Annotated in this window: 17 protein-coding genes; 12 read left to right on the top strand and 5 right to left on the bottom strand. The window is 70.6% G+C overall.

Annotation, left to right across the window (positions count from 1 at the left end):
* Positions 1-4 precede the first annotated feature (4 nt).
* From KV100_RS05455 to KV100_RS05420, 8 genes are read left to right on the top strand one after another with little or no spacing between them, the layout of a single operon-like run.
* On the top strand, positions 5-889 hold the full coding sequence (locus KV100_RS05455) for a branched-chain amino acid ABC transporter permease (protein WP_220341858.1): 885 nt from the start codon (positions 5-7) through the stop codon (positions 887-889).
* Positions 873-1,973, top strand: coding sequence for a branched-chain amino acid ABC transporter permease (locus KV100_RS05450; RefSeq protein WP_255560549.1), 1,101 nt, complete (start codon positions 873-875; stop codon positions 1,971-1,973). Before KV100_RS05455 ends, KV100_RS05450 begins: the two co-directional genes overlap by 17 nt.
* Positions 1,970-2,725, top strand: coding sequence for an ABC transporter ATP-binding protein (locus tag KV100_RS05445; protein WP_220341857.1), 756 nt, complete (start codon positions 1,970-1,972; stop codon positions 2,723-2,725). Before KV100_RS05450 ends, KV100_RS05445 begins: the two co-directional genes overlap by 4 nt.
* Positions 2,718-3,497 (top strand): ABC transporter ATP-binding protein, encoded by a 780-nt coding sequence (locus tag KV100_RS05440; protein WP_220341856.1) that lies wholly within the window; start codon positions 2,718-2,720, stop codon positions 3,495-3,497. Before KV100_RS05445 ends, KV100_RS05440 begins: the two co-directional genes overlap by 8 nt.
* Before the next feature lie 5 nt (positions 3,498-3,502).
* Positions 3,503-4,651 carry a Gfo/Idh/MocA family protein gene (locus tag KV100_RS05435; protein WP_220341855.1) on the top strand — a complete coding sequence of 383 codons (1,149 nt, stop codon included), beginning with the start codon at positions 3,503-3,505 and terminating at the stop codon, positions 4,649-4,651.
* Positions 4,648-5,817: a dihydrodipicolinate synthase family protein gene (locus KV100_RS05430; protein ID WP_220341854.1), complete on the top strand. Its 1,170-nt coding sequence runs from the start codon at positions 4,648-4,650 to the stop codon at positions 5,815-5,817. Before KV100_RS05435 ends, KV100_RS05430 begins: the two co-directional genes overlap by 4 nt.
* Entirely contained in the window at positions 5,814-6,710 is an 897-nt protein-coding gene (locus KV100_RS05425; RefSeq protein ID WP_220341853.1) for a sugar phosphate isomerase/epimerase, read from the top strand. Before KV100_RS05430 ends, KV100_RS05425 begins: the two co-directional genes overlap by 4 nt.
* On the top strand, positions 6,707-7,816 hold the full coding sequence (locus KV100_RS05420) for a glycerate kinase (RefSeq protein ID WP_220341852.1): 1,110 nt from the start codon (positions 6,707-6,709) through the stop codon (positions 7,814-7,816). Before KV100_RS05425 ends, KV100_RS05420 begins: the two co-directional genes overlap by 4 nt.
* Positions 7,817-7,841: 25 nt before the next feature.
* Here KV100_RS05420 and KV100_RS05415 read toward each other — a convergent pair whose 3' ends face one another.
* A complete protein-coding gene (locus tag KV100_RS05415; RefSeq protein WP_220341851.1) occupies positions 7,842-8,339 on the bottom strand; it encodes a DUF2505 domain-containing protein in 498 nt (165 codons plus the stop codon).
* An 85-nt stretch (positions 8,340-8,424) separates the two neighbouring features.
* Between KV100_RS05415 and KV100_RS05410 the strand changes: the two genes are divergently transcribed.
* On the top strand, positions 8,425-13,200 hold the full coding sequence (locus tag KV100_RS05410; protein ID WP_255565910.1) for an NAD-glutamate dehydrogenase: 4,776 nt from the start codon (positions 8,425-8,427) through the stop codon (positions 13,198-13,200).
* A gap of 57 nt (positions 13,201-13,257) precedes the next feature.
* On the opposite strand, the gene KV100_RS05405 is transcribed toward KV100_RS05410, so the two are convergent.
* Genes KV100_RS05405 through KV100_RS05390 form a run of 4 tightly spaced genes read right to left on the bottom strand, consistent with a single transcriptional unit; the run spans position 13,258 to position 18,134 of the window.
* Positions 13,258-15,636: a hypothetical protein gene (locus tag KV100_RS05405; RefSeq protein ID WP_220341850.1), complete on the bottom strand. Its 2,379-nt coding sequence runs from the start codon at positions 15,634-15,636 to the stop codon at positions 13,258-13,260.
* Positions 15,637-15,681: 45 nt separating this feature from the next.
* Positions 15,682-16,440, bottom strand: coding sequence for an amino acid ABC transporter ATP-binding protein (locus tag KV100_RS05400; RefSeq protein WP_220341849.1), 759 nt, complete (start codon positions 16,438-16,440; stop codon positions 15,682-15,684).
* The gene (locus KV100_RS05395; protein WP_220341848.1) at positions 16,440-17,261 is read right to left on the bottom strand and encodes an amino acid ABC transporter permease; all 822 of its coding nucleotides are present in this window, start codon (positions 17,259-17,261) and stop codon (positions 16,440-16,442) included. Before KV100_RS05395 ends, KV100_RS05400 begins: the two co-directional genes overlap by 1 nt.
* Positions 17,262-17,303: 42 nt before the next feature.
* Complete coding sequence (locus KV100_RS05390; RefSeq protein WP_220341847.1) at positions 17,304-18,134, bottom strand: transporter substrate-binding domain-containing protein; 831 nt, start codon at positions 18,132-18,134, stop codon at positions 17,304-17,306.
* Positions 18,135-18,334: 200 nt separating this feature from the next.
* Between KV100_RS05390 and KV100_RS05385 the strand changes: the two genes are divergently transcribed.
* The 3 genes from KV100_RS05385 to KV100_RS05375 all read left to right on the top strand — a co-directional run bounded on the left by KV100_RS05385 (position 18,335) and on the right by KV100_RS05375 (position 23,125).
* Entirely contained in the window at positions 18,335-19,255 is a 921-nt protein-coding gene (locus KV100_RS05385; protein ID WP_220341846.1) for an NAD(P)H-binding protein, read from the top strand.
* Positions 19,252-20,013, top strand: a complete 762-nt coding sequence (locus tag KV100_RS20055) for a CPBP family intramembrane glutamic endopeptidase (protein WP_220341845.1) — start codon at positions 19,252-19,254, stop codon at positions 20,011-20,013. Before KV100_RS05385 ends, KV100_RS20055 begins: the two co-directional genes overlap by 4 nt.
* 124 nt (positions 20,014-20,137) lie before the next feature.
* Positions 20,138-23,125, top strand: a complete 2,988-nt coding sequence (locus tag KV100_RS05375; protein ID WP_220341844.1) for a M14 family metallopeptidase — start codon at positions 20,138-20,140, stop codon at positions 23,123-23,125.
* Positions 23,126-23,179 lie beyond the last annotated feature (54 nt).

Raw genomic sequence — 23,179 nt, 5'->3', positions numbered from 1 at the left:
CCTGATGGATGGCGCCCTCATCTTCCAGAGCCTGGTGCTCGGTGTGCTGCTGGGAGGGCTCTACGCCCTCCTGGCGGCCGGGCTCACGCTCTACTTCGGGATCATGCGTGTGGTGATGATCGCGCACTCGGCGTTCCTCATCCTCGCCGCCTACCTCGCGTGGTACTTCCACCGGGAGACCGGCATCGACCCGCTGTTCTCCCTCTTCATCACCGTCCCGCTGTTCTTCGGTGTCGGCGTGCTCATGCAGCGGCTGCTCGTGGCCCGGCTCCGCCCGGTCACGCTCACGATGATGTCGGTCCTGCTGACGTTCGCGATCGCCCTCACGATCGAGGGCCTGCTCGGGTTCGCGTTCTCGGGCACCCAGCGCCGGATCCAGCTCGACTACAGCGGTGCGAGCCTCGAGCTCTTCGGTGCCCGCTTCGCGGTCGTCAAGCTGATCACGTTCGGGCTCGCCGTCGCCTCGCTCGCCGCGCTGTACGTGATCATGAAGCACACCCGCTTCGGCCAGTCGCTGCGCGCGACCATCCAGCACAGGGACGCCGCCCAGCTGGTCGGCATCAAGACCGACCGGGTCGCCGGCTACGGCTTCGGCCTCGGTCTGGCCACGGCGGCGATCGGCGGCACTGCGCTGTCGCTCGACGCCACCATCTACCCGTCGTTGCACTGGCACTGGATCGGCCCGCTGATGGCGATCATCGTGGTCGGCGGGCTGGGGAGCATCCCCGGGGCCGCGATCGCGGCGATGGTGCTCGGGATCGGCCAGAGCCTGCTGCAGATCCCGATGGGCACGACGTGGGCGCAGACCATCTTCTACGTGGCGCTCTTCGCCACGCTGATGCTGCGTCCGCAAGGATTCTTCGGAGGTCGTCTTGCCCAGCGTTTCTAAGCCCAGCGCTTCTAAGGCCGACGCTTCTCGGGCCCGTGTTTCTCGGACCCTCGTCGCCAAGGCCCTCGCGTTCGCCGCGTGCGCCACGGCGCTGTTGACCTTCCCGGGATGGGCGGCCAACCCCTACATCCTTTCGGCCGGCATCGTCGTGCTCAGCTATGCGGTCCTCTCGACCTCCTGGAACTTCGTCGGTGGCTTCACCGGCTACATCTCGCTCGGCCACGCCGCGTTCTTCGGGCTCGGCGCGTACGGGACGGCACTGCTGATCACCCGGCTCGAGATGCCGAGCTTCGTCGCGTGGGCGCTGGCCGGGGTCGGAGTCGCTCTCTTCGCCGTCCCGGTCGGCTGGGCAGCGCTGCGGGTGCGGGGCGCGTCGTTCGTGATCGTGTCGATCGCGCTCGTGCTGATCATGCTCCTGGTCTTCCAGAGCTGGAGCTCGCTGACCGGTGGCTCCAACGGCCTCGTGGTCCCGCGACCGTTCCCCGACATGCTCCGGCCGGAGCACCACGAGACGTTCTTCTACCTCTTCGTGGCGCTCCTCGCGGTCACGCTCCTCGCCTGGTGGCTGATCGACCGCAGCCGGTTCGGCATGGGCCTGAAGGCGATCCGCGAGGACGAGGACAAGGCGGAGGCGCTCGGCGTCCCGACCTACGCCTACAAGCTCGTCGTCTACGTCGTGTCGGCGTTCTTCACCGCGCTCGGGGGCGGCATGTACGCGCTGTGGTTCGGCGACCTCGACCCGGTGTTCCAGTTCTCGATCCTGATCGGCTCGTACATGGTGCTCATGGCGCTGCTCGGCGGCGTCCGTCAGCTGTACGGCCCGCTCCTCGGGGCGCTCATCGTCGGCACCGCGCTGGAGTACTTCAAGCTCGAGTTCGGGGACACCCAGTTCCATCTCGTCGCCACGGGGCTCCTCCTGGCCGTCGTGGTCCTCTTCATGCCCGACGGGATCATCCCCGCCGGCATGAAGCTCGTCGACCGCTTCACGCCGGAGCGCAGCTCGATCCGGGAGATGACCGCCGCGGAGCTGCTCGAGCGGGACGACGACGAGCGACCGCACCCCCGAGAGAAGGCGACGCGATGACCACGACTGCCGCACCTCCCCGCGAGAGCCTCGCCACGATCTCGCTCAGCAAGGCGTTCGGAGGCGTCAAGGCCGTCGACGACGCCACCGTCACGTTCCACGAGGGCAAGGTGAACGCCCTGATCGGTCCCAACGGGTCGGGCAAGACGACGTTCTTCAACTGCGTCACGGGCATGATCCGACCGGACTCGGGGGCGGTGACCTATCGCGGGAGCGACGTCACCGGCCGTTCGCCGCACCGGATCGCCCGCGCCGGGATCGGACGCAGCTTCCAGCTGTGCCGGATCTTCCCCCGCATGACCGTTCTCGAGAACGTCCTCGTCGCCCACCGCACCCACGGGCTCCGCTCGTTGCTCAAGGGCGCGCGCGACACCGACGAGATCGAGCGGGCCCGGCACTGGTTGCGGCGGGTCGGCATCGACCACCTCGAGCACTCCGAGGCCGCCGACGTCTCGTACGGCCAGCAGAAGCTCCTCGAGCTCGCCGGCGTCCTGATGGCCGAGCCGGACCTGATCATGCTCGACGAGCCGGCGGGCGGGGTGAACCCGGCGCTGATCGGCCGGATCGGCACCCTCATCCGCGAGCTCAACGCGGAGGGGCGGACGTTCGTCGTCGTCGAGCACAACATGGAGATGGTGATGAGCCTGAGCGACCACGTCATCGTGTTCGACCGCGGTCGGCCGATCGCCGAGGGACCTCCCTCCCAGATCCAGTCCGATCCTCGTGTGCTGGAGGCGTATCTCGGTGTCTGACTACCTGCTGGAGCTCCATGACATCGAGGCCGGGTACGGGCGAGCAGCGCTCGTCCTCCGCGGCCTCACCGTGAAGGTGCCCGCCGGTTCGGTGGTGTGCCTGGTCGGCCCCAACGGTGCCGGCAAGTCGACCGTGCTCAAGGTCGCGAGCGGTCTGCTCGCGCCGAGGTCGGGCTCGATCGTGGTCGACGGCGAGGACGTCACCGGCAGAGGTCCGCAGCAGATGCTGGCCTCCGGTCTGGCGCACGTCCTCCAGGGGCACAGCGTGTTCCGGGAGATGACGGTCGAGGAGAACGTCATGCTGGGCGCGTTCACCGTGCGCGACAAGGCCACGGTCGCCGAGCGCGTCGCCTTCGTCCGGTCGCTCTTCCCAATCGTCGGTGAGCGCTGGAAGCAGCTCGCCGGCCTGCTCTCGGGCGGGCAACAGAAGCAGGTCGAGTTCGCGCGCTCACTGATGGTGAGCCCGAAGGTGGTGCTGCTCGACGAGCCGTCGATGGGTCTCGACCCCAAGACGACCGCCACCGTGTTCGACCAGGTGGCGCGCATGCGCGACGCGGGGATCGCTGTCCTCCTCGTCGAGCAGAACGCTCGCCGTGCGCTCGAGACGGCCGACGTCGGCTGCGTGCTCGACCTCGGCCGGGTCCACATCTCGGGACCTGCGCCGGAGCTGCTCGCGGATCCGCAGCTGAGCGCGCTCTACCTCGGCGGACGACCGAGCGATCCTGCTCCGGCGGCGTCCGTCCCGACCACGAATCCCTCCAGGAACAGGTGAAGCCGATGGCATCGCAGAACGTCCGCATCATCATGAACGGCGTCACCGGCCGGATGGGATATCGGCAGCACCTCCTCCGGTCGATCCTCTCGATCCGGGATGAGGGCGGAGTCGAGCTGCCCGACGGCGGCCGTCTCCAGGTCGAGCCGGTCCTCGTCGGCCGCAGCGCCGACAAGCTCGCCGAGCTGGCGGACCGGCACGGCATCGCGGAGTGGACGGTGGACGTCGACGAGGCGCTGGCCGACCAGAGTGCCCCGATCTACTTCGACGCGCTCGTCACGTCGGAGCGCAAGAAGTCGCTGCTGAAGGCGATCACGGCCGGCAAGGCGATCTACACCGAGAAGCCGATCGCGCAGACGGTGGGCGAAGGGGTGGAGATCGCCCGCGCCGCCGACGCCGCCGGGGTCCTGAACGGTGTCGTCCACGACAAGCTCTATCTGCCGGGCCTGCTCAAGCTCCGGCGACTGGTCGACGCGGGCTACTTCGGTCGGATCCTGTCGGTCCGCGGGGAGTTCGGCTACTGGGTGTTCGAGGGCGACCTGATCGCGGCGCAGCGGCCGAGCTGGAACTACCGGGCCGAGGACGGCGGCGGCATGGTCCTCGACATGTACTGCCACTGGAACTACGTGCTCGAGAACATCCTCGGACGCGTCCGCTCGGTGACCACGCGGGCCGTCACGCACATCCCGCAGCGGTGGGACGAGAAGGGCGAGCCGTACGAGGCGACCGCGGACGACGCGGCGTACGGGATCTTCGAGCTCGAGGGCGGGATCATCGCCCAGATCAACTCCTCGTGGGCGGTCCGCGTGCATCGAGACGAGCTCGTGGAGTTCCAGGTCGACGGCACCGACGGCTCGGCTGTCGCCGGGCTGTTCGGCTGCAAGGTGCAGTCGCGGGTGCAGACGCCGAAGCCGGTGTGGAACCCCGACCTCCCCACCGACGAGGTCTTCCGTGACCAGTGGGCCGACGTGCCCGACAACGAGGAGTTCGCGAACGGCTTCCGCGCGCAGTGGGAGGAGTTCCTCCTGGACTGGCACGCGGGACGTCCGCACCGCCACGACCTGTGGTCGGGCGTCCGCGGGCTTCAGCTCGTCGACGCGGCCCTCGAGTCGTCGCAGGCAGGTCGTACGGTCGACGTCGCGGCGATCGCATGACGGCCACACGCGACACCGTGGCTCTCCCGCGGGCCGACGGCAGCTGGCAGGGGGTCGAGCTCCGGGCGCCGCGGGCGTGGCCGGAGCACCCGGCGCCGTACCGCAGCCGCGCGGTCTTCGCAGCGGCGCACGTCGTCGCCGACCCGTACGGCGACAACGTCCCGGGGGCCCCCGCCGCGATCGACTGGGAGTCCACGCTCGCGTTCCGGCGGCACCTCTTCCGGTTCGGGATGGGTGTCGCCGAGGCGATGGACACCGCGCAGCGCAACATGGGACTCGACTGGCCGGCGGTCGTCGAGCTGGTCACCCGCAGCGCTGAGCAGGCGCATGAGGCCGGTGCGCGGATCGCCTCCGGGGCCGGCACCGACCACCGCAGCGTCCTCCGGACGCTCGGCGAGGTCACCGACGCCTATCTGGAGCAGGTCGCGGCCATCGAGGGGGCCGGGTCACAGGTGATCGTCATGGCCTCGCGCCACCTGGCCGCGGTCGCGCGCTCGCCCGAGGACTACCTGACCGTGTACGACGTCGTGCTTCGTCAGGTCGGCGGACCGGTGATCCTGCACTGGCTCGGTGAGGCGTTCGACCCGCAGCTCGCCGGATACTGGGGATCGAGCGACGTCGACGCGGCGACGGCGACGTTCGTGCAGCTCGTCACCGACCACGCCGATCGCATCGACGGGGTCAAGGTGTCGCTCCTGTCCGCCGACCACGAGGTCGCGCTGAGGTCGGCGCTCCCGGAGGGAGTGCGCCTCTACACCGGTGACGACTTCCACTACCCCGAGCTGATCCGCGGTGACGGAACCCACCACTCCGACGCCCTCCTTGGCGCCTTCGCGGCCGTCGCGCCGGCGGCGTCCGCGGCTTTGAGCGCCCTCGACGACGGCGACCTCGCGACGTACGACGCCGAGATGGCCTCGACGCTCGCGCTGTCACGGCACCTCTTCAGCAACCCGACGTACTACTACAAGACGGGGATCGCGTTCCTGGCGTGGCTCTCGGGTCACCAGCCCGGGTTCTCGATGGTCTCCGGCCTGCAGTCGGCCCGCAGCGTCGTCCATCTCGCTGAGGTGTTCGCGCTGGCCAACGAGGCTCGGCTGCTTCCCGACCCCGACCTCGCCGCGTACCGCCTCAACCTGCTGCTCGAGACCGCCGGAGCTCGTCGATGACGGCGTTCCTCGACGTACCGAGCGGGCGGGCCGCGCGGTTCGACACCCCGGCTCCGGGTGACCCGCGGCTCGCGCGGCTGTCCCTCAACCAGCGCACGACGGCGCAGTGGTCCGTGCGTGAGGCTCTGGAGGGGGCCCGGTCCGCCGGCCTCGGCGCCGTCGGGCTGTGGCGGGAGCCGGTGGCCGACGTCGGGCTCGCGACCGTCGCCCGCTGGGTCGCCGACAGCGGCTTGCGGGTGTCGTCGCTGTGCCGCGGGGGCTTCTTCACCGCCGAGGAGCCGCAGGCGCGCGAGACCGCGCACGCCGACAACGTGGCCGCAGTCGACGAGGCAGCCGCACTGGGAGCCCCGACCCTCGTCCTCGTGCCGGGAGGGCTGCCCGAGGGCAGCAAGGACCTCGCCGGCGCGCGGGAGAGGGCGACCGAGGCGATCGCCCGGCTGGCGCCGTACGCGGGGGAGCGCGGCGTCCGGCTCGGCATCGAGCCGATGAACCCGATCTTCGCGGCCGACCGCGGAGTGGTCTCGTCGCTGCGCCAGGCGCTCGACATCGCCGAGGAGCACCCGGTGGAGCAGGTCGGTGTCGTCGTCGACACCTACCACCTCTGGTGGGAGCCCGGCGTCACCGAGCAGATCGAGCGCGCCGGGGATCGGATCGTCGCCTATCAGGTGTGCGACTGGATCACCCCGGTCCCGGCCGACAACCTCCTGGGGCGCGGGATGATGGGCGACGGACACGTCGACTTCGCGGCGTTCACGCGGGCCGTCGCCGCTGCCGGCTACGCCGGAGACGTGGAGGTGGAGATCTTCAACGCCGACGTCTGGGCCGCCGACGGTGACGAGGTCGTCGCGACGACAGTGCGCCGCTACGTCGAGCTCGTCGAGCCGTACCTGTGACACGGGTCGTCGTCGCACCCGACAAGTTCAAGGGCTCGCTCGACGCGGCCGGTGTCGCGGCAGCACTGGCACGGGGGATGCGACGGTCGGACGTGGAGGTCGTCGAGCTGCCCGTTGCCGATGGCGGCGACGGGACCGTGGCGGCCGCGCTGGCAAGCGGCTGGCGGCCCGTGCCGGTGACCGTCGCGGGCCCGACCGGCACGCCGGTGTCGACCACGATCGCGCGTCGGGGCGACCAGGCGGTGGTCGAGATGGCCGACGCCTGCGGGCTGGTGCGCCTCGACGGCCCGCCCGCGCCGATGACGGCGAGCTCGCGTGGCCTCGGCGAGGCCGTCGCGGCGGCGATCGCCGACGGCGCGTCCCAGGTCGTCGTCGGCATCGGCGGCAGCGCCTCCACCGACGGCGGCGCGGGGATGCTCAGTGCGCTCGGTGCGCGCCTGCTCGACAGCGAGGGGGCCCTCGTGCCCGAGGGTGGGGTCGGATTGGCCGAGGTGGCGTCGGTCGATCTCGACGGCCTCCGGCTCGGCGGGACCACCCTCGTGGTCGCCTGCGACGTCGACAACCCGCTGACCGGCCCGCACGGTGCTGCCGCCGTCTACGCGCCGCAGAAGGGCGCGCGCCCGGGGCAGATCGAGGTGCTCGACCGGGGCCTCTCCCGGTGGGCCGACGTCGTGGCATCGGTCACGGGACGGGACCTGCGCCAGGTGCCCGGCGCGGGCGCCGCGGGTGGTGTGGGCTTCGCCGCGCTGTCGGTCCTGGGTGCGGAGACCCGCTCGGGGGCGGAGCTCGTCCTCGACCTCGTGGGTCTCGACGCCGCTCTGGCCGGTGCCGACCTCGTCGTCACGGGGGAGGGGTCGTTCGACGAGCAGACGCTGCGCGGCAAGGCCCCCGCCGTCGTGGCGGCGAGGGCTGCGCGCCAGGGCGTTCCCGTGGTCGTGGTCTGCGGTCGGACGACGCTGTCCGAGACGCAGGCTCGGCAGGCAGGATTCGCGGGCGTCCACGCGCTCCAGGAGCTCGAGGCCGACCTCGAACGCTGCATCGCCGAGGCGCCCGCTCTGCTTCAGCGCGCCGGGGCCGCGGCGATCGCCGCGTGGATCGGTGTCTGAGAGACCGGTGACGCGCGACCGCGGGTCAGGCCTCGGCGGCGATCCTCGCCCGGCCCTGCGAGGACTCCACGCGCAGGGCCGCCGTGATGGCCTTCGCGACCTCGGGCTCGATCCTGCGGCCGATCAGCGGGATCGCGACCTTGACGTCGCCCTCCACGACGAGCTCCGACCCGTCGGGGGTCGCCCGGATGGCCGTGGTCCCGTTCATCGTCGCCGGCTGGCCCTTGATCGTGAGACGGACCGTCCCGCGACGGGCGCCGTCGGCAGCGGGGGGTCCCCACTCCTCGACCTGGCGCACCTCGACCGTCTCGCCGGTCAGCTTCTTGACGAAGTCGGGCATCTCCGCCGGCATGGTCCGATCGATGCGGACCCGGACCTGATCGCCGTCGTCGTCCACCGTCACCTCGTACGCCAGGGCGTGGATCTTCTCGCAGACCTGCGCGCGGAACTCGTCGTCGCGGATGATCGCGAAGACCTGGTCGGGGGTGGCGCCGGGGTACTCGGAGATCTCGTGCAGCTTCATCGGGCCATCATGGCAGGCGGCCTCTCGAAGGCAGGGAAGTAGTGTGCAGAGAGTCACAACGATGTGAACCCGAAGGAGTTGGATCTTGTCCGTCGAGGAAGGCGAGCTGTCCGCCGACGTCGCCAAGGTGCTGGTCGAGGCCTATTACCAGCACGTCCCGTCTGCCGAGCGGGAGGAACGGTCGCTCGACGCCCTGCGCGGCGCCGTCCTCAGCCATGCCGAGCTGGCGCGTGTCCGTGAGCCCGGCGAGACGTTGCTGCGCGTCTGGGAGCCGACCGTCGACGAGGACGGGTGGGACGCGCGAGGACGCCTGGTCCTGCAGGTGGTGACCGACGACCGGGCCTTCCTGGTCGACTCCACCATCGCCTACCTGTCCACGGCCGGGTTCGGGGTGGACTGGCTGGTCCACCCTCAGCTCGACGTGGTGCGTGACGAGGACGGAGAGCTGGTCTCGGCCCGTGTGGCCGGATCGACCGGCGAGCCGCACGCGACCCGTGAGTCGTGGATGTACTTCGAGATCGACCACCGAGGCCGGGCCGAGGCGGCCGAGGCGATCGCCGAGGGTGTGCGCCGCGTCCTCGAGGACGTCGCGCTGGTCAACGACGACTGGGCTCCCATGCGCTCCCGGGCGCTGGAGATCGTCGCCGAGCTCCGGTCCGACCCGCCGGCGGGGATCGTGGCCGACGAGTCCGCAGAGGCGGCGCAGCTGCTCGCCTGGCTCGCCGACGACAACTTCACCTTCCTCGGCTACCGGGAATACGACCTCGAGGGTGACGTCGGCGAGGAGCGTCTGCGGACCGTCCCGACGAGCGGGCTCGGGATCCTGCGTGGCGGGCGCAAGGACACGGCCTCGCGGAGCCCGCTGCCCACGCGCTCGCGCGCGCGTGCGCGCGACAAGACGGTCCTCGTCATCACGAAGGCCAACTCGCGCTCGACCGTGCACCGCAACAGCTACCTGGACTACATCGGCATCAAGTCGTTCGACGCCTCCGGTGAGGTGGTGGGTGAGCGACGGTTCCTCGGGCTGTTCGCGTCCTCGGCCTACACCGGGAGCATCACCCGCATCCCGATCCTCGACCGCAAGGTGGAGCAGGTGATCTCGGGCCTCGGCTATGACGCCGACAGCCACGCGGCGAAGGAGATCCTCGACCTTCTCGAGACCTACCCCCGTGACGAGCTCTTCCAGACACCGGTCGATGGGCTGGCCGAGATCGCCGAGGCCCTGATCCACCTGCAGGAGCGCCGGCACGTCCAGCTCTTCGTCCGTCGCGACTCGTACGACCGGTTCCTGTCGTGCCTGGTCTATCTGCCGCGTGACCGCTACACGACCGGTGCACGGCTCACGATCGAGAAGATGGTCGCAGCCCGGGTCGGTGGGGACCCGATGATCGACTACAGCGTCTGGGTGAGCGAGTCACAGCTGGCCCGGGTCCATCTCGTCGTACGCCCGAGGCCGGGGGAGACGCTCGGCAAGGTGGAGCCCGCCGAGCTCCAGACCGAGATCGCGGAGGCGGTGCGCTCGTGGAGCGACGCCGTCGGTGAGGCGATGGAGGTCCGCTTCGGCAAGGCGGCCGCGACCGCGCAGCTGGCCGACTTTCGCGGCGCGTTCCCGGCCGGCTACAAGGAGGACATCAGCGCTGCGAGCGCGGTCGACGACATCCTCTCCGCGCGAGCGCTCCTCGACGGCGACGACCGCGTCAGGCTCACCGTGGAGCCCGACCCCGCCGTCGACGACGAGCACGCGCTGCGTCTGCGTCTCTACACCCGGGAGCCTGCGGCACTGACCGACGTTCTCCCCGTCTTCGCCTCGCACGGCGTCGACATCATCGACGAACGGCCCTACCGTCTCGCCACTCCGGAGCCGGTCTGGGTCTACTGGTTCCGCGCGCGCTCGCGCACGGTCGCCAACGACGACGGTCTGAGGCGGTTGACCGACGGGTTCGTCGCCTGCTGGGAGGACCGGGCGGAGGTCGACGGCTTCAACAGGCTCGTTCTCGCCGCGGAGCTCGAGTGGCGTCAGGTCGTGGTGCTGCGGGCGTACGCGCGCTACCTGCAGCAGGCCGGGACGCCGTTCAGCCTGGAGTCGCTGCAGAACGTCCTCCTGGCCGAGACCGACGTCGTCCGCCAGATCGTCGCCCTGTTCGAGACCCGGTTCGACCCCGCGATCGACGACGCCGACCGGGAGCGGCTCACCGAGGACGTCGAGAGCGACCTGCGCAAGCGGCTCGAGGCCGTCGAAGGGCTCGACGCCGACCGCGTCCTGCGGTCGTACCGGACGTTGGTCCGAGCCACCGCACGCACCAGCTACTACCAGCGGGACGCCGACGGCCGCCCGCGGTCGTACGTCTCGTTCAAGCTCGCGCCACGTGAGATCCCGGACCTCCCCGAGCCGCGACCCGCGCACGAGATCTTCTGCTACTCACCGCGGGTCGAGGGCGTGCACCTGCGCTTCGGGGCGGTCGCCCGCGGCGGTCTGCGCTGGTCTGACCGCCGCGACGACTTCCGTACGGAGGTCCTGGGGCTGGTCAAGGCGCAGATGGTCAAGAACGCGGTCATCGTCCCTGTCGGGGCCAAGGGCGGCTTCTACTGCAAGCGGCTGCCGGATGCGAGCGACCGCGAGGCGTGGATGGCGGAGGGCATCGCCTCGTACAAGACGTTCATCTCCTCGATGCTGGACCTGACCGACAACCGGGTGGGCGACCGTGCCGTGCCCCCTCCGGACGTGGTGCGGCACGACGGCGACGACACCTACCTGGTCGTCGCCGCCGACAAGGGCACCGCGACGTTCTCCGACATCGCGAACCAGATCTCGGCCGACTACGGCTACTGGCTGGGGGACGCCTTCGCCTCCGGCGGTTCCGTGGGCTATGACCACAAAGCGATGGGGATCACCGCTCGCGGGGCGTGGGTGTCGGTGCAGCGCCACTTCCGTGAGATGGGCGTGGACTGTCAGCGCGAGGACTTCACCTGCGTCGGCATCGGCGACATGTCGGGGGACGTCTTCGGCAACGGCATGCTCCTGTCGGAGCACACCCGCCTGGTGGCGGCGTTCGACCACCGGCACATCTTCATCGATCCCGATCCCGACGCAGCACGGTCCTACGTCGAGCGCCAGCGGCTCTTCGCGATGCCCCGCTCGAGCTGGGCGGACTACGACCAGGACCTGATCTCCGAGGGTGGAGGAGTGTTCCCCCGTGCCGCCAAGTCGGTGCCCGTGAGCCCGCAGATGCGCGTGGTCCTCGGCATCGAGGAAGACGTGGCCAGCCTGAGTCCGCCGGAGCTGCTGCGGGCCATCCTGAAGGCGCCGGTCGACCTGCTGTGGAACGGCGGGATCGGGACCTACGTGAAGGCGTCGACGGAGTCGCACGCCGACGTCGGCGACAAAGCCAACAACACTCTCCGTGTCAACGGCAACGAGCTGCGCTGCAAGTGCGTGGGCGAGGGCGGCAACCTGGGGCTCACCCAGCGCGGCCGCATCGAGTACGCGCTGACCGGTGGCCGGATCAACACCGACTTCATCGACAACTCCGCCGGCGTCGACACCAGCGACCACGAGGTCAACATCAAGGTCCTGCTCAACCAGGCCGCTGCTCGGGGCGAGCTCTCGTCGGAGGAGCGCGACTCGTTGCTCGCCTCCATGACCGACGAGGTCGGACGGCTCGTCCTCCGCGACAACTACGAGCAGAACGTGTCGCTCGCGGGCTCGGTCGACGCCGCGGTGAGCCTCCTGCACGCTCACGCGAGCTGGATGACGCGGCTGGAGCGGGCCGGCTACCTCGACAGGGCTCTGGAGTACCTGCCCAACGAGAAGCAGATCGCCGACCGGCGCGCGCAAGGTGTCGGTCTGACGGCTCCGGAGCTCGCGGTGCTGCTGGCGTACACCAAGATCGTGCTCGAGGCGGAGCTGCTCTCGTCCGACATCGCCGACGACCCGTACTACCGAGCCCACCTGTTCCGCTACTTCCCGACGCCGCTCCAGCACGCCTATCGCGGCGACATGGCCGAGCACCCGCTGCGTCGCGAGATCGTGGTCACGGCGATCGTCAACGAGATGGTGAACCGTGGTGGTGTCTCGTACTTCCACCGGCTCTCGGGCGAGACCGGGGTGTCAGCCGACCAGCTCGCTCGCGCGCGGTCGATCGCTGCGGAGATCTGCGGCGAGGGTGCCCTGATCGAACGGGTCGCCGACCTCGACAACCAGGTGCCGGCCGACGTCCAGGAGCAGATGCGAGGTGCGCTCCAGGCGCTCGTCGAGCGGATGTCCCGATGGCTGGTGAACCACCGGCGGTTCGACGACGTGGAGGGGAGCGTCGACTACTTCGGGACGACGGTGCAGCACCTGCTGCGTGACCTCCCGCAGCTCCTGGTCGGGCGCGAGCACGCCAGGTGGCGCGATCGGGCCGACAAGCTCGAGAAGGCGGGGGTCGCCACGCACGACGCCGAGGCGTTCGCTGCGCTCGGACCCGCGTACGGCGCGATCGAGATGGCCGACATCGCCCTCTCGACCGGTGTCGATGCCTCGACCGTCGCCCGGGTGTTCGCCGAGCTCGGCGAACAGCTCGGTCTGGACCGGCTCTCGCACCGCATCCAGGCGCTGCCGCGCGACGACCGTTGGCGGTCGATGGCGCGTGCCGCGCTGCGTGACGACCTGCTGGGCGTCCAGGGGCAGCTTGTCCGCAAGGTGCTCGCGACGACGGACGACGCGCTGTCTCCGCACGACCGCGTAGACGCATGGGGCACGTCCGAGGCCGTGACCCTGAAACGGGCCGAGGAGACCCTCGAGGAGATCTGGGGAGAGGACACTCCCGACCTCGCCCGGCTCTCCGTGGGGCTCCGGGTCGTCCGGACCCTCCTGACTTGAGCGCCGCGAACAGGGCCGGCACCTCCGCGCGGAGGTGCCGGCCCTGTTCTCTGAGGGTCAGCGCTGCTGGTCGGGCGGGGTGTCGCCCCGCGGACGCAGGGGGAAGACCTGCGCGTCGCCCGAGTCGTCGAGCGTGCCCGCGGCCCCGTTGACGCTGGGGTGGCTCGGACCCTCGGTCGGGTCGTACGCGAGGTCGTAGGCGGTCGGTACGCGAGGGCTCCGCGGGTCTCGCGAGCGTCGAGCTCGGCGGCGAGCGAGGACGTCGTCCTCGTTGTCGGGCAGATCGTGGACGAAGGGCCGATCATCGCGCCCGTCGATGTCGGGATCGTGGTCCCGGCCGATCTCCCGCGGTTCGGGCGGCTCGTTCACCGACTCCGCGAGCGCCGAAGCAGCAAACGGTCCAGGCCCCGGTCCACCGAAGGTGTCGAAGCGGATCGCGGGGTACTCGGTTGTCGGGAGCTCGTCCTCGTCCGGCGCCGGCAGGCCGTGGACGGCGTGCGGGCCGGCGGGGGGTGCAGCCGGGTCGGTCGGACGGGGCTCGTCGACGATGGCGGGCATGTCCCACTGCGTCTCTTCCTGCGCCCGCGCGAGCCGGTACGCCGCGTCGACGTCGGCGATGCCGGCGAAGGGGTTGGTGGGCGGCAAGGTGCCGTTCAGGCCCAACGAGAAGCGTGGAGAAGGCGGCGGCTCGCGGTGGTCGTCACCCTCCGGCGCGGCGTCCAGCGCATCGTCACGGCGCGGGTGGTCGGCGGGAGGGGCGACGAGGTCGTCGTCGGGGCCTCTGACCGGCACGTCTGCGCGCCGGCGGCCGCCGACCGGCCGAGACCGCTCGTCGTCGAACGCCGAGCGCCCCGCCGGCTCGTCCTCGTCGTGCTCGCCTTGCTCGCTGTGGAGGGCCTGCTCGTCGCGGGCGGCGGTCTCGTCGTGGAGGTCCTGCTCGTCCTCCTCGTTCGGCTCGCCCTCGTTGCGGACGTCCGCCTCGTCCTGGAGGTCGGGCTTGTCGGGCTCGTCGCGGACGTGGGTCTCGTCGTGGACGTCGCGGACGTCGGTCTCGTCGTGGAGATCCTGCTCGTCCGGCTCGTCCTGGGCCGAGCGAGCCAGCCCAGCTGCGTCGTCGTCCACCTCAGACTCCAGCGTGACGGGCGCCGCCTCGACGGGCTCGACAGCAGGCTCCTGGGCGGCCGATTCGACGACGAGGTTTCTCTCGATGACGACGCTTCTCTCCCCGTCGAGGCCGAGGCCGAGGTCGACGTCGTCGTGCGTCGGGAGTTCGGAGGACGGCGACTGCTCCGCAAGGCGGCGCCGGCGGGCGAGCTCGACGGGCGCGACGACCTCACCCTCGATGAACGTTTCATCCTCCAGCTCCAGCTCCAGGTCCAGCTCCAGGTCCGCTTCCGCCTCGACGGGCGAGTCGACGGGCGAGTCGACGGGCTCGGGCTCCGGTTCCGGCTCGGCCGCGACCTGCGGCTCAGGCTCCGGCTCGGCCGCGACCTGCGGCTCAGGCTCCGGCTCGGCCGCGACCTGCGGCTCGGGTTCGGGTTCCGGCTCGGCCACGGCCTGCTGCTCCGGCACCGGTGCAGGCTCGGGCAGGACCTTCTGCTCAGCCGCCACCTCGACCTGGTCAACCTCGATCTCTGCCTGCTGCTGAGCCTGAGCGACCATCCGCTCGGCCTCGTCCGCGATGCGTGCGGCCTCCGCGGACGCCCGCATCGCCAGTGCGGCGACGAGCTCGCCCTCGTCAGGACGCACGAGCTCGAGGCGGCGCTCGACCTCGGGCCGCAGCGCGGGGGCCACGGTCTCGGTGAAACGGCCGTCGAGGTAGGAAGGCTGCTCCACCGTGGACGTCTGCCGCTCGTCCTCGCGCAGGAGCTTCTCCGCGAACGCCCTCAGCTCGGTGTCGGGGTCGAGGACGTGGGGGATCTCGGGGTCGAGGAGGCGCCCGTCCTCGGGTTCGAGGTGGCCGATCTGGAGGTTGCGGCGCTCCTCGAGGACGGCGAGCTCTTCCTTGGCGAGGTCGAGCTGCTCGCGCAGCCGCTCGACGTACGACGCAAGCGCCGCGACCACGCCGGCGGCGTCGGCGACGGCCCGCTCGGTCGTGAGCTGCCGCTCCAGCGCCGTACGGGCGAGGCCGTCGAAGACCGCCGCGCCACTCATGTTGCCTTCGACCCGCAGCTCAGCCGCGTGATAGGCAGCGGTCGCCGCGTGGACGCCCCAGTCGTCGGCGGTCTGCCGGTCCTCCGCACGGTCGTGCTCGGTCAACCGCTTGGCCGCCACCGCGACGGCGAGAGCGTCCTCCGCCTCGGTGATCGTCGTCGCGAACGCGCGCCCGAGCGCGATGAACAGCTGCTCGGGGTCAGCGGAGTCGTCGATCAGCGTCTGGACGTCGGCCTGCGCGAGTGCGGTGACCCGGCCGAGGACGGACTGCTTCTCAGCCATGACGAGATCCTCCGGTCAGTCGTGGGGACTCCGACTATCCCTCAATCAGCTCGGAGTCACGTGCGTGGGGTCCAGGACGCGGCGGAGGAACTCCTTGGTCCGCGCCTCCTTCGGGCTGCCGATCACCTGCTCGGGGATGCCCTGCTCGACGATCACCCCGCCGTCCATGAAGACGACCCGGTCGGCGACCTCGCGGGCGAACGCCATCTCGTGGGTCACGACGAGCATCGTCATCCCCTCCTCGGCGAGCGTGCGCATGACCGTGAGCACCTCACCGACGAGCTCGGGGTCGAGCGCCGAGGTGGGCTCGTCGAAGAGCATCAGGTTGGGCTCCATCGACAGGGCGCGCGCGATCGCGACGCGCTGCTGCTGACCGCCCGAGAGCTTGGCCGGGTAGGCGTCGTGCTTGTCGGTCAGTCCGACGCGGTCGAGGTTCTTCTCAGCGATCCGGCGAGCGTCCTTCTTGCCCCGCTTGAGCACGGTCTGCTGGGCGACCATGCAGTTGCTGAGGGCGGTGTGGTGGGGGAAGAGGTTGAAGCTCTGGAACACCATGCCGACGTGGCGCCGGGCGGCATCGATGTTGCCGTCGGGGTCGGTCAGGTCCTCGCCCGCGACGAGGACCGTGCCTGCGCTCGGCTGCTCGAGCAGGTTGACGCAGCGCAGGAGCGTGGACTTGCCGGAGCCGGACGGGCCGATGACGCAGACCACCTCGCCGGTGCCGACCGTGAAGTCGATGCCCCGGAGGACGTGGTTGTCGCCGAACGACTTGTGCAGGTCCTTGATCTCGACGAGGGTCTCGGGCATCAGCGGGCCTTCCCGGCAGAGGCCTCCAGGCGTCGGACGATCACCGACAGCGGGAGGGTGATGATCAGGTACGCGAATCCTGCGACGACGAGCGGCGTGACGTTCGCGTACGTCACCGACATGTCGCGACCGAACTTGGTCAGCTCGGCCTGGTCGGCGGTGAGCCCGATGATGAAGACCAGAGAGGAGTCCTTGACGAGCAGGATGAGCTCGTTGGTCAGCGGCGGAAGCATGGTGCGGAAGGCCTGCGGCAGGACGACCTTGCGCATCGCCTGGCCCGACGTCATACCGAGCGAGCGCGCGGCCTCGGTCTGGCCCTTGGGGACGGCCTGGATCCCGCCGCGGATGGTCTCGGCCATGTAGGCGCTCGCCACGATGCCGAGCGCCAGCCAGACGGTGCCGTAGGGGTCGAAGGGGATCCGCAGGGCGGGGAACGCCAGCGGCAGCAGCGAGAAGATGAGGAACACGATCAGCGCCGGAAGCCCGCGGAAGAACTCGATGTAGGCCGTCGAGAGCCAGCGGTACGGGCCGACCTCGCTCAGCCGCATGATGGCGAGGATCGTGCCGACCACCAGCCCGAAGGCGAACGCCCCGACGGTGTAGATCACCGTGTGGAACAGCGCGTCCCACAAGCCGCCGGTGATCGCTTCCTTGATCAGATCGGGCTTGAAGAACGCGTCACCGATCGACTGCCAGTCGGCGAAGAAGATCGCCGCAAGGACGAGCCCGATCAGGACGGCGTACTGGACGAACCGGATCCGCTGAGCCCGCTTGCGCGGGCTCAGCGGACGTCGGGTCGCCACCTTCGTGGGGGTGCTCATCGCTCTCCTGTGAGGTGGTCGGACGTGGTGCGAACGGCGAGATTACTCGCTTGTGGGCGCCTCGCCGAAGTACTTCTTGTAGATCTCCTCGTACTTGCCATCTTCCTCGGCAGCCTTGAGGACCTCATTGACCTTGTCGATCATTTTCTCGCCGTTGGCGTCCTTCGCGGCGGCGAAGCCGTACTCCTCGCCGGTGTCGAACTCGGTGGCGACGGCGAACTCCGGGTTGTCCTTGACGAAGTCGTAGAGGACACCGTTGTCGTTGATGACGGCGTCGACGCGGCCGGCCTGGAGCCCGGTCACCTCGAGCGAGAGGTCGTCGAACGCAGGCATGGAGTAGCCGAACTTGTCGGCGTTGTCCTCGGCGTAGATCTGGCCGGTGGTGTCGACCTGGACGCCCAGCTTCTTGCCCTTGAGGTCGTCGAGCCCGGTGATGCCGGAGTCGGCCTTGACCAGGAGCGCCTGCGTGGCCTCGAAGTACGGGTCGGAGATCGCGATCGCCTTGGCGCGCTCGTCGGTGATCGTCATGCCGCCCATGCCGACGTCGCACTTGCCGGCCTTGAACGCGGCACCGGACGTGACCTGGTTCCAGTCGACGTCGACGATCTTGGTCTTGAGCCCCATGTCGTCGGCGACCAGCGTCAGAAGGTCGGTGTCGAAGCCGATGATCTCGTCGCCCTCCTCGTACTGGAAGGGCTTGTAGGGCATGTTCGTGCAGATGGTGAGCGTGTCGGCCGAGACCAGCTTGATGCCGTCGACCTCGGCGGCCGAGTCGTCTCCGTCGCCGCCGCAGGCGACCATCGTCACGGTGAGAGCGAGTGCCCCGGCGGCAGCAGCAGCTGCGCGTCCCAGGCGTCGTCCGGTGACCTTCATCGGTGGTGCTCCTTGCGCTTGATGGATCATGCGGAACGGATGGTTCCACACGAACAACACAGAATTGTTACGGCCCGGCGGAATCTCCGAGGCTCGGCGGACGTCGCCGGCGATCCGCCCGGCCTGACGCCGCCCGCCCCGTGACGGATGATCGAGAGAACGCAAGGTCAGACGCAGGGCGATCGGCGACGGGGGACTCGATGCGCGTGCTCGTGACGGGAGCGACGGGATTCATCGGGCGGCGACTTGCGCCCGCCCTCGAGGCGGACGGGCACGAGGTCGTCGCGATGACGCGGAATCCCGACCGGTACGCCGGGGTCGGGCGGGCGGTGTTCGGCGACGTCCACGACGCAGGCTCCCTCGCTGACGTCCTCTCCGACGTGGACGCGGCGTACTACCTCGTCCACTCCCTCGACTCCGACGACTTCGTCCGCCGCGACGCCGACGCGGCGTCCGCGTTCGGAGCGGCTGCCGGTGACGCCGGGCTGCGCCGCATCGTCTACCTCGGCGGCCTCGGGGACGACTCCGACGAGCTCTCGGACCACCTGCGCAGCCGCCGTCAGGTCGAGGGCCTGCTGGCCGGTGGCGGTGTCCCCGTCACGACGCTGCGGGCCGGCATCGTCGTCGGGCACGGCGGCATCTCCTGGGAGATGACGCGCCAGCTCGTCGAACACCTGCCCGCGATGATCACCCCGCGGTGGGTGAGCACACGGACGCAGCCGATCGCCGTGGACGACGTCGTGCGCTATCTCGTCGGGGTCCTGACCCTGCCCGAGGGCACGGACCGGGCGTACGAGATCGGCGGGCCCGACGTCCTCGCGTACGGGGCGATGATGCGTCGGGTCGCCGAGATCGAGGGACGTCACCCGATCATCGTGCCGGTGCCGCTGCTGAGTCCCGGACTCTCGTCGCGCTGGCTCGCCCTCGTCACCGACGTGGACACCCGCACCGGGCGCTCGCTGGTCGACTCGATGGTCAACGAGGTCGTGGTGCGCGACGACGCGATCCGCCAGGCGGTGCCGTTCGAGCCCCTCTCGTACGACGAGGCCGTCCTGCGCGCGCTCGCCGAGCGTGCCCGCGCCCAGGCCCGCGAGCGGGAGGCGGAGGAGGACCCGACGTGACCGGGGCCCTGCGTGCCGCGGTCGGCGCCGTCCGGGCCAGGACCCGTGCGGTGCTGCCCCGAGGTCTGGGGTACGCCGTTCCGTCCCATGCGCCCGAGCCCGAGGCGGTCGTGCGCCGGCGACGCCGTACGGTCGCGGTCGGCTGTCTGGCCGGGACCGGGATGCTCGGCGTCTCCCTCCAGACCAAGCCCGACTCTCCGCAGTTCTATGCGCTCACGGCGGCGACGGCGGCGACGTGGACCCTCGGTGCGCTCGCGTCCGGACCGCTGCACCAGGGCTGGATCGAGATGCAGGACGGCGTCCGCCGGCGGCCGGTCGTGGTGCCGGTCCTGACCGGGGTCGGTGCCTTCGGCTGCTTCGTGGCCGGGGGACTCGTCGCCCAGCGCGTCCCGGTGCTCGACGCCGCGGTCCGCCGCGTCCTGCGCTTCGCCGAGGAGGGCAGCGCTCCGCTCGTGGTGCTGACGACCCTGGCCAACGGCGCGGCGGAGGAGCTGTTCTTCCGCGGCGCCCTGTACGAGGCGGTGGGGGAGCGGCGTGGCGTGCTGGCGTCGACGCTCGCGTACACCGCTACGACCGCGTCGTCGCGCAACCCCTCGCTCGTGCTCGCCGGTGCCGTCATGGGCACGCTCTTCGGGCTCCAGCGGCGGGCGACCGGCGGCATCCAGGCGCCGATGCTGACCCACCTGACGTGGTCGGCCCTGGTGCTGCGCTATCTGCCGCCGCTCTTCCGCGAGCAGCGTTTCCGCCGGGTTTCGTGATCCTGGCTGGGTTTAACAGGACGTCAAAGGGTTCCCCGCTCGTCGAATCTTGGGCAGGATCGGAACGGTCCCGCCGCCGTGTCGCGTGCGTCACGACGGACCGTCCCCTCCGAGAGGACTCCCAGTGCGAACGTCACGTGTGGTGGGTGTCGTCGCGAGCCTCGCGCTCGCCTCGACGACACTCCTGACGGCACCGTCAGCCGTCGCCGAAGAACCCCCCGTCTCACCGTTCAACCAGCGTTCGGCCAAGGAGCCGACGGCGACCGGGTCGCTCACCGCGAAGGCCGCCCGGAACGCCGCGAGGCGCACGACGGTCGGCGACCCGTTGCCGATGCCGTCGTCGTACCCGACGCAGCCGGACCTGAGGGTGTTCCCCGAGGCCGAGACCGACGCGTCCGACAGCGGCAACCTCGTCCGCTTCGACGACATCGCGCCGACGCTGAACGCGTTGATGGACTCGTCCGACCGCGTCTCCACGCAGGTCGTCGGGCAGTCGACGCAGGGTCGTGACCTCTACCTGGTCACGGTGACGGCTCCGGAGAGCCGGAGCGAGACCAGGCGTCAGACCGCGTGGCGGGAGAAGATCAAGAGTGAGCCGCGGGCCGCGGCCCGGGACAAGCGGCTCGAGCGGGACTACAAGACCCCCCTCTGGATCAGCGCCAACATCCACGGCAACGAGTGGGAGGGCACCGACGCGGCCCTGCAGTACATCGAGGAGCTGGCGACCGCCCCGTGGAGCGAGGTGAAGTCCCTCCTCTCGGAGCACCGGCTCTACTTCAGCCTCGCTCTGAACCCTGACGGCCGCACCATCGGGCAGCGGGCGACCGCGCTCAACCTCGACGGCAACCGCGACATGATCACCAACACCACGCCGGAGTCGACGTCGTTCATCCGTACCGCCCAGGCCGTTCAGGCGCTGTACGCCGCCGACTTCCACGGCTACACGAGCGTGCTCCAGATCGAGCCCTGCGGCCCGCCGCACGGTGACGACTACGAGTACGACCTGTTCATCCCGCACGCCTACGCGGCGGCGCTCCAGGTCGAGAAGGACGTCGTCGGGGCCGCGATCCCCGGCAACACCTACTACGACGTGACCACCGGACGGGTCGTCCCGGAGGTCACCGGCCCCGAGAACGCGCACATCAAGATCCCGTACCGCGACACCCCGTCGGGGTGGGACGACTTCCCGCCGGTCTTCACCGCGCAGTACGCCGCCTTCTCCGGCTCGGTGACGGCGACGGTGGAGCTGCCGAAGTCGCGTCCCAACGGCAGCAGCCAGACGCCGGCCAGCGCGGTCGTCAACACGGCGGTGGCGCTGAAGACGATGCAGAGCCTGGTCGACTACGTCGGCACGAACGACGCGGCGATGCTCGACGACCAGATCGAGTTCTTCCGCCGGGCCGACGTCGGAGCCCCGCGTACGGCGCTGACCACGGAGAACATCGCCGACGTCCCGGGTCCGCAGGAGTGGAAGGCGGAGTGGGACGCGGCCGACGACCAGAACGCGGTCTCGTACCCGCGGGCGTTCGTCGTCCCCGTGGGCGAGGGGCAGCGGTCGCTGACCGACGCGCGCACGCTCGTGAGCCGTCTGCAGCTGCACGGCATCGAGGTCGACCGGCTGGCGCGGACGGCCAGGATCGACGGCACGGCGTACCCGACCGGGTCCTATGTCGTCGACATGCACCAGCCGCTGCGCAACCTGGCTCACGCTCTCCTCGCGCCAGGAACCGACATCTCGGCGAAGTTCCCGAGCATGTACGACATCTCGGCCTGGAGCTGGGGTCTGCTGTGGGGCGCCACGGTGGAGCCCGCCGGCACGACGGGCGAGGGTCGACTGCCTCGGACGGTCCCGGCCGCCGGCGCCGGAGCAGTCGACGGTGACGTCCCGGACCGCGGGTCGTACCTGACCTTCGACCTCGCAGGCGTCAACGACTTCCGGGCGCTCAACGCCCTGCTCGAGGACGGGATCGCCGCCTCACAGCTCGCGGACGGGTCGGCCGTCGTCGGTGCCGACAAGGAGACGTACGCCGCGGTCGAGGAGGTCGCCGAGGAGCTCGACGTCGACTTCGCCGAGGCGTCCGCGTCCGAGGTCGCCCAGCTCCGCACGGGCGCCGCGAAGGGCCTGGAGGACCTGACCGTGGGCTACACGGGGTCCCAGGACGACCTGCTGTCGTTGACCCAGCTCGGGTTCGACGACCTCGTGCCGCTGAGCGCGCCGACGATCACCGCGACTCCCGTGGTGCTCGACGATGTGGACGTGCTCTGGCTCGGGTCGGCGCTGACGTTCAACGCCGGGCAGTCCGCCGGCGCTGCGGCGCTGCAGGCGTACGTCGACGGTGGCGGCAGCATCGTCGGCCGCGGCGCGGGTGCGTTCGACACCGCGAGGACCGCCGGTCTCGTCACCGGCACCGCAGTCACCGGCAACCGCAACGGCAACGGCATCGTCGCGGTGGACACCGCTGACGACGGGGTCCTGGCGCCGTACGCGCAGCCCTACTCGTTCATCTATCCGGCCACCTGGTTCACCGGGCTGGGGGCGGGGACGACGGTCGAGCAGTCGTACGCGACGGGCAACCCGCTGGTCGCGGGCCACTGGCGCCGAGGTGGTGACACCGGGACGAACCCCGACGGACCGGAGGATGCCGCGGGTCAGCCCGCGGTGGTGTCGGCGGAGGCGGAGTCGGGTGCGAAGGCCCTCGTCTTCGGGACGTCGGTGTTCTTCCGTACCCACCCCAAGGGCGGTCAGAGCCAGGCCGCGCGCGGCCTGTTCTGGGCGGCACCAGAGGGTGAGGGTGTCGCGGCGCCGGTCGCCACGTCGACCACGCTCGAGGTCGGCCGTGCGCGCCCGGGCTCGGTCGAGCTCGAGGTGTCGGTGACGGCGGACGATCCGGCAGCGGGCACGCCGAGGGGCGTCGTCCAGGTCCGCGAGGGCCGGTCGCTGCTCGGCACGGCACGCGTCCGGCGCGACGGTACGGCAGTGCTGACCCTGCGGGGTCTGCGTCCGGGCACCCACGTGCTCACCGCCTCGTACACGCCGAAGGCAGGGTCGGGCTTCGACGCCTCGGCCTCGGGTCCGGTCACCGTGCAGGTGAAGGCGGGACCGCGAGGCTGATCGTCACGGGGACGGGCCGTCGATCGCGCGAGGATCGGCGGCCCGTTCCCTAGA

This window comes from Mumia sp. zg.B21, assembly GCF_019550855.1.
GTDB lineage: Bacteria > Actinomycetota > Actinomycetes > Propionibacteriales > Nocardioidaceae > Mumia.
The sequence above is the reverse complement of the archived record's forward strand: the minus strand, read 5'-3'. Positions and strand labels throughout refer to the sequence as shown.

Coding starts and splice junctions, on each gene's coding strand:
- KV100_RS05400 (WP_220341849.1), bottom strand. CDS start 16,440: ATGCCCGAGACCCTCGTCGAGATCAAGGACCTGCACAAGTCGTTCGGC.
- KV100_RS05405 (WP_220341850.1), bottom strand. CDS start 15,636: ATGGCTGAGAAGCAGTCCGTCCTCGGCCGGGTCACCGCACTCGCGCAG.
- KV100_RS05395 (WP_220341848.1), bottom strand. CDS start 17,261: ATGAGCACCCCCACGAAGGTGGCGACCCGACGTCCGCTGAGCCCGCGC.
- KV100_RS05430 (WP_220341854.1), top strand. CDS start 4,648: ATGACGGCCACACGCGACACCGTGGCTCTCCCGCGGGCCGACGGCAGC.
- KV100_RS05435 (WP_220341855.1), top strand. CDS start 3,503: ATGGCATCGCAGAACGTCCGCATCATCATGAACGGCGTCACCGGCCGG.
- KV100_RS05425 (WP_220341853.1), top strand. CDS start 5,814: ATGACGGCGTTCCTCGACGTACCGAGCGGGCGGGCCGCGCGGTTCGAC.
- KV100_RS05390 (WP_220341847.1), bottom strand. CDS start 18,134: ATGAAGGTCACCGGACGACGCCTGGGACGCGCAGCTGCTGCTGCCGCC.
- KV100_RS05415 (WP_220341851.1), bottom strand. CDS start 8,339: ATGAAGCTGCACGAGATCTCCGAGTACCCCGGCGCCACCCCCGACCAG.
- KV100_RS05445 (WP_220341857.1), top strand. CDS start 1,970: ATGACCACGACTGCCGCACCTCCCCGCGAGAGCCTCGCCACGATCTCG.
- KV100_RS05385 (WP_220341846.1), top strand. CDS start 18,335: ATGCGCGTGCTCGTGACGGGAGCGACGGGATTCATCGGGCGGCGACTT.
- KV100_RS05455 (WP_220341858.1), top strand. CDS start 5: ATGGATGGCGCCCTCATCTTCCAGAGCCTGGTGCTCGGTGTGCTGCTG.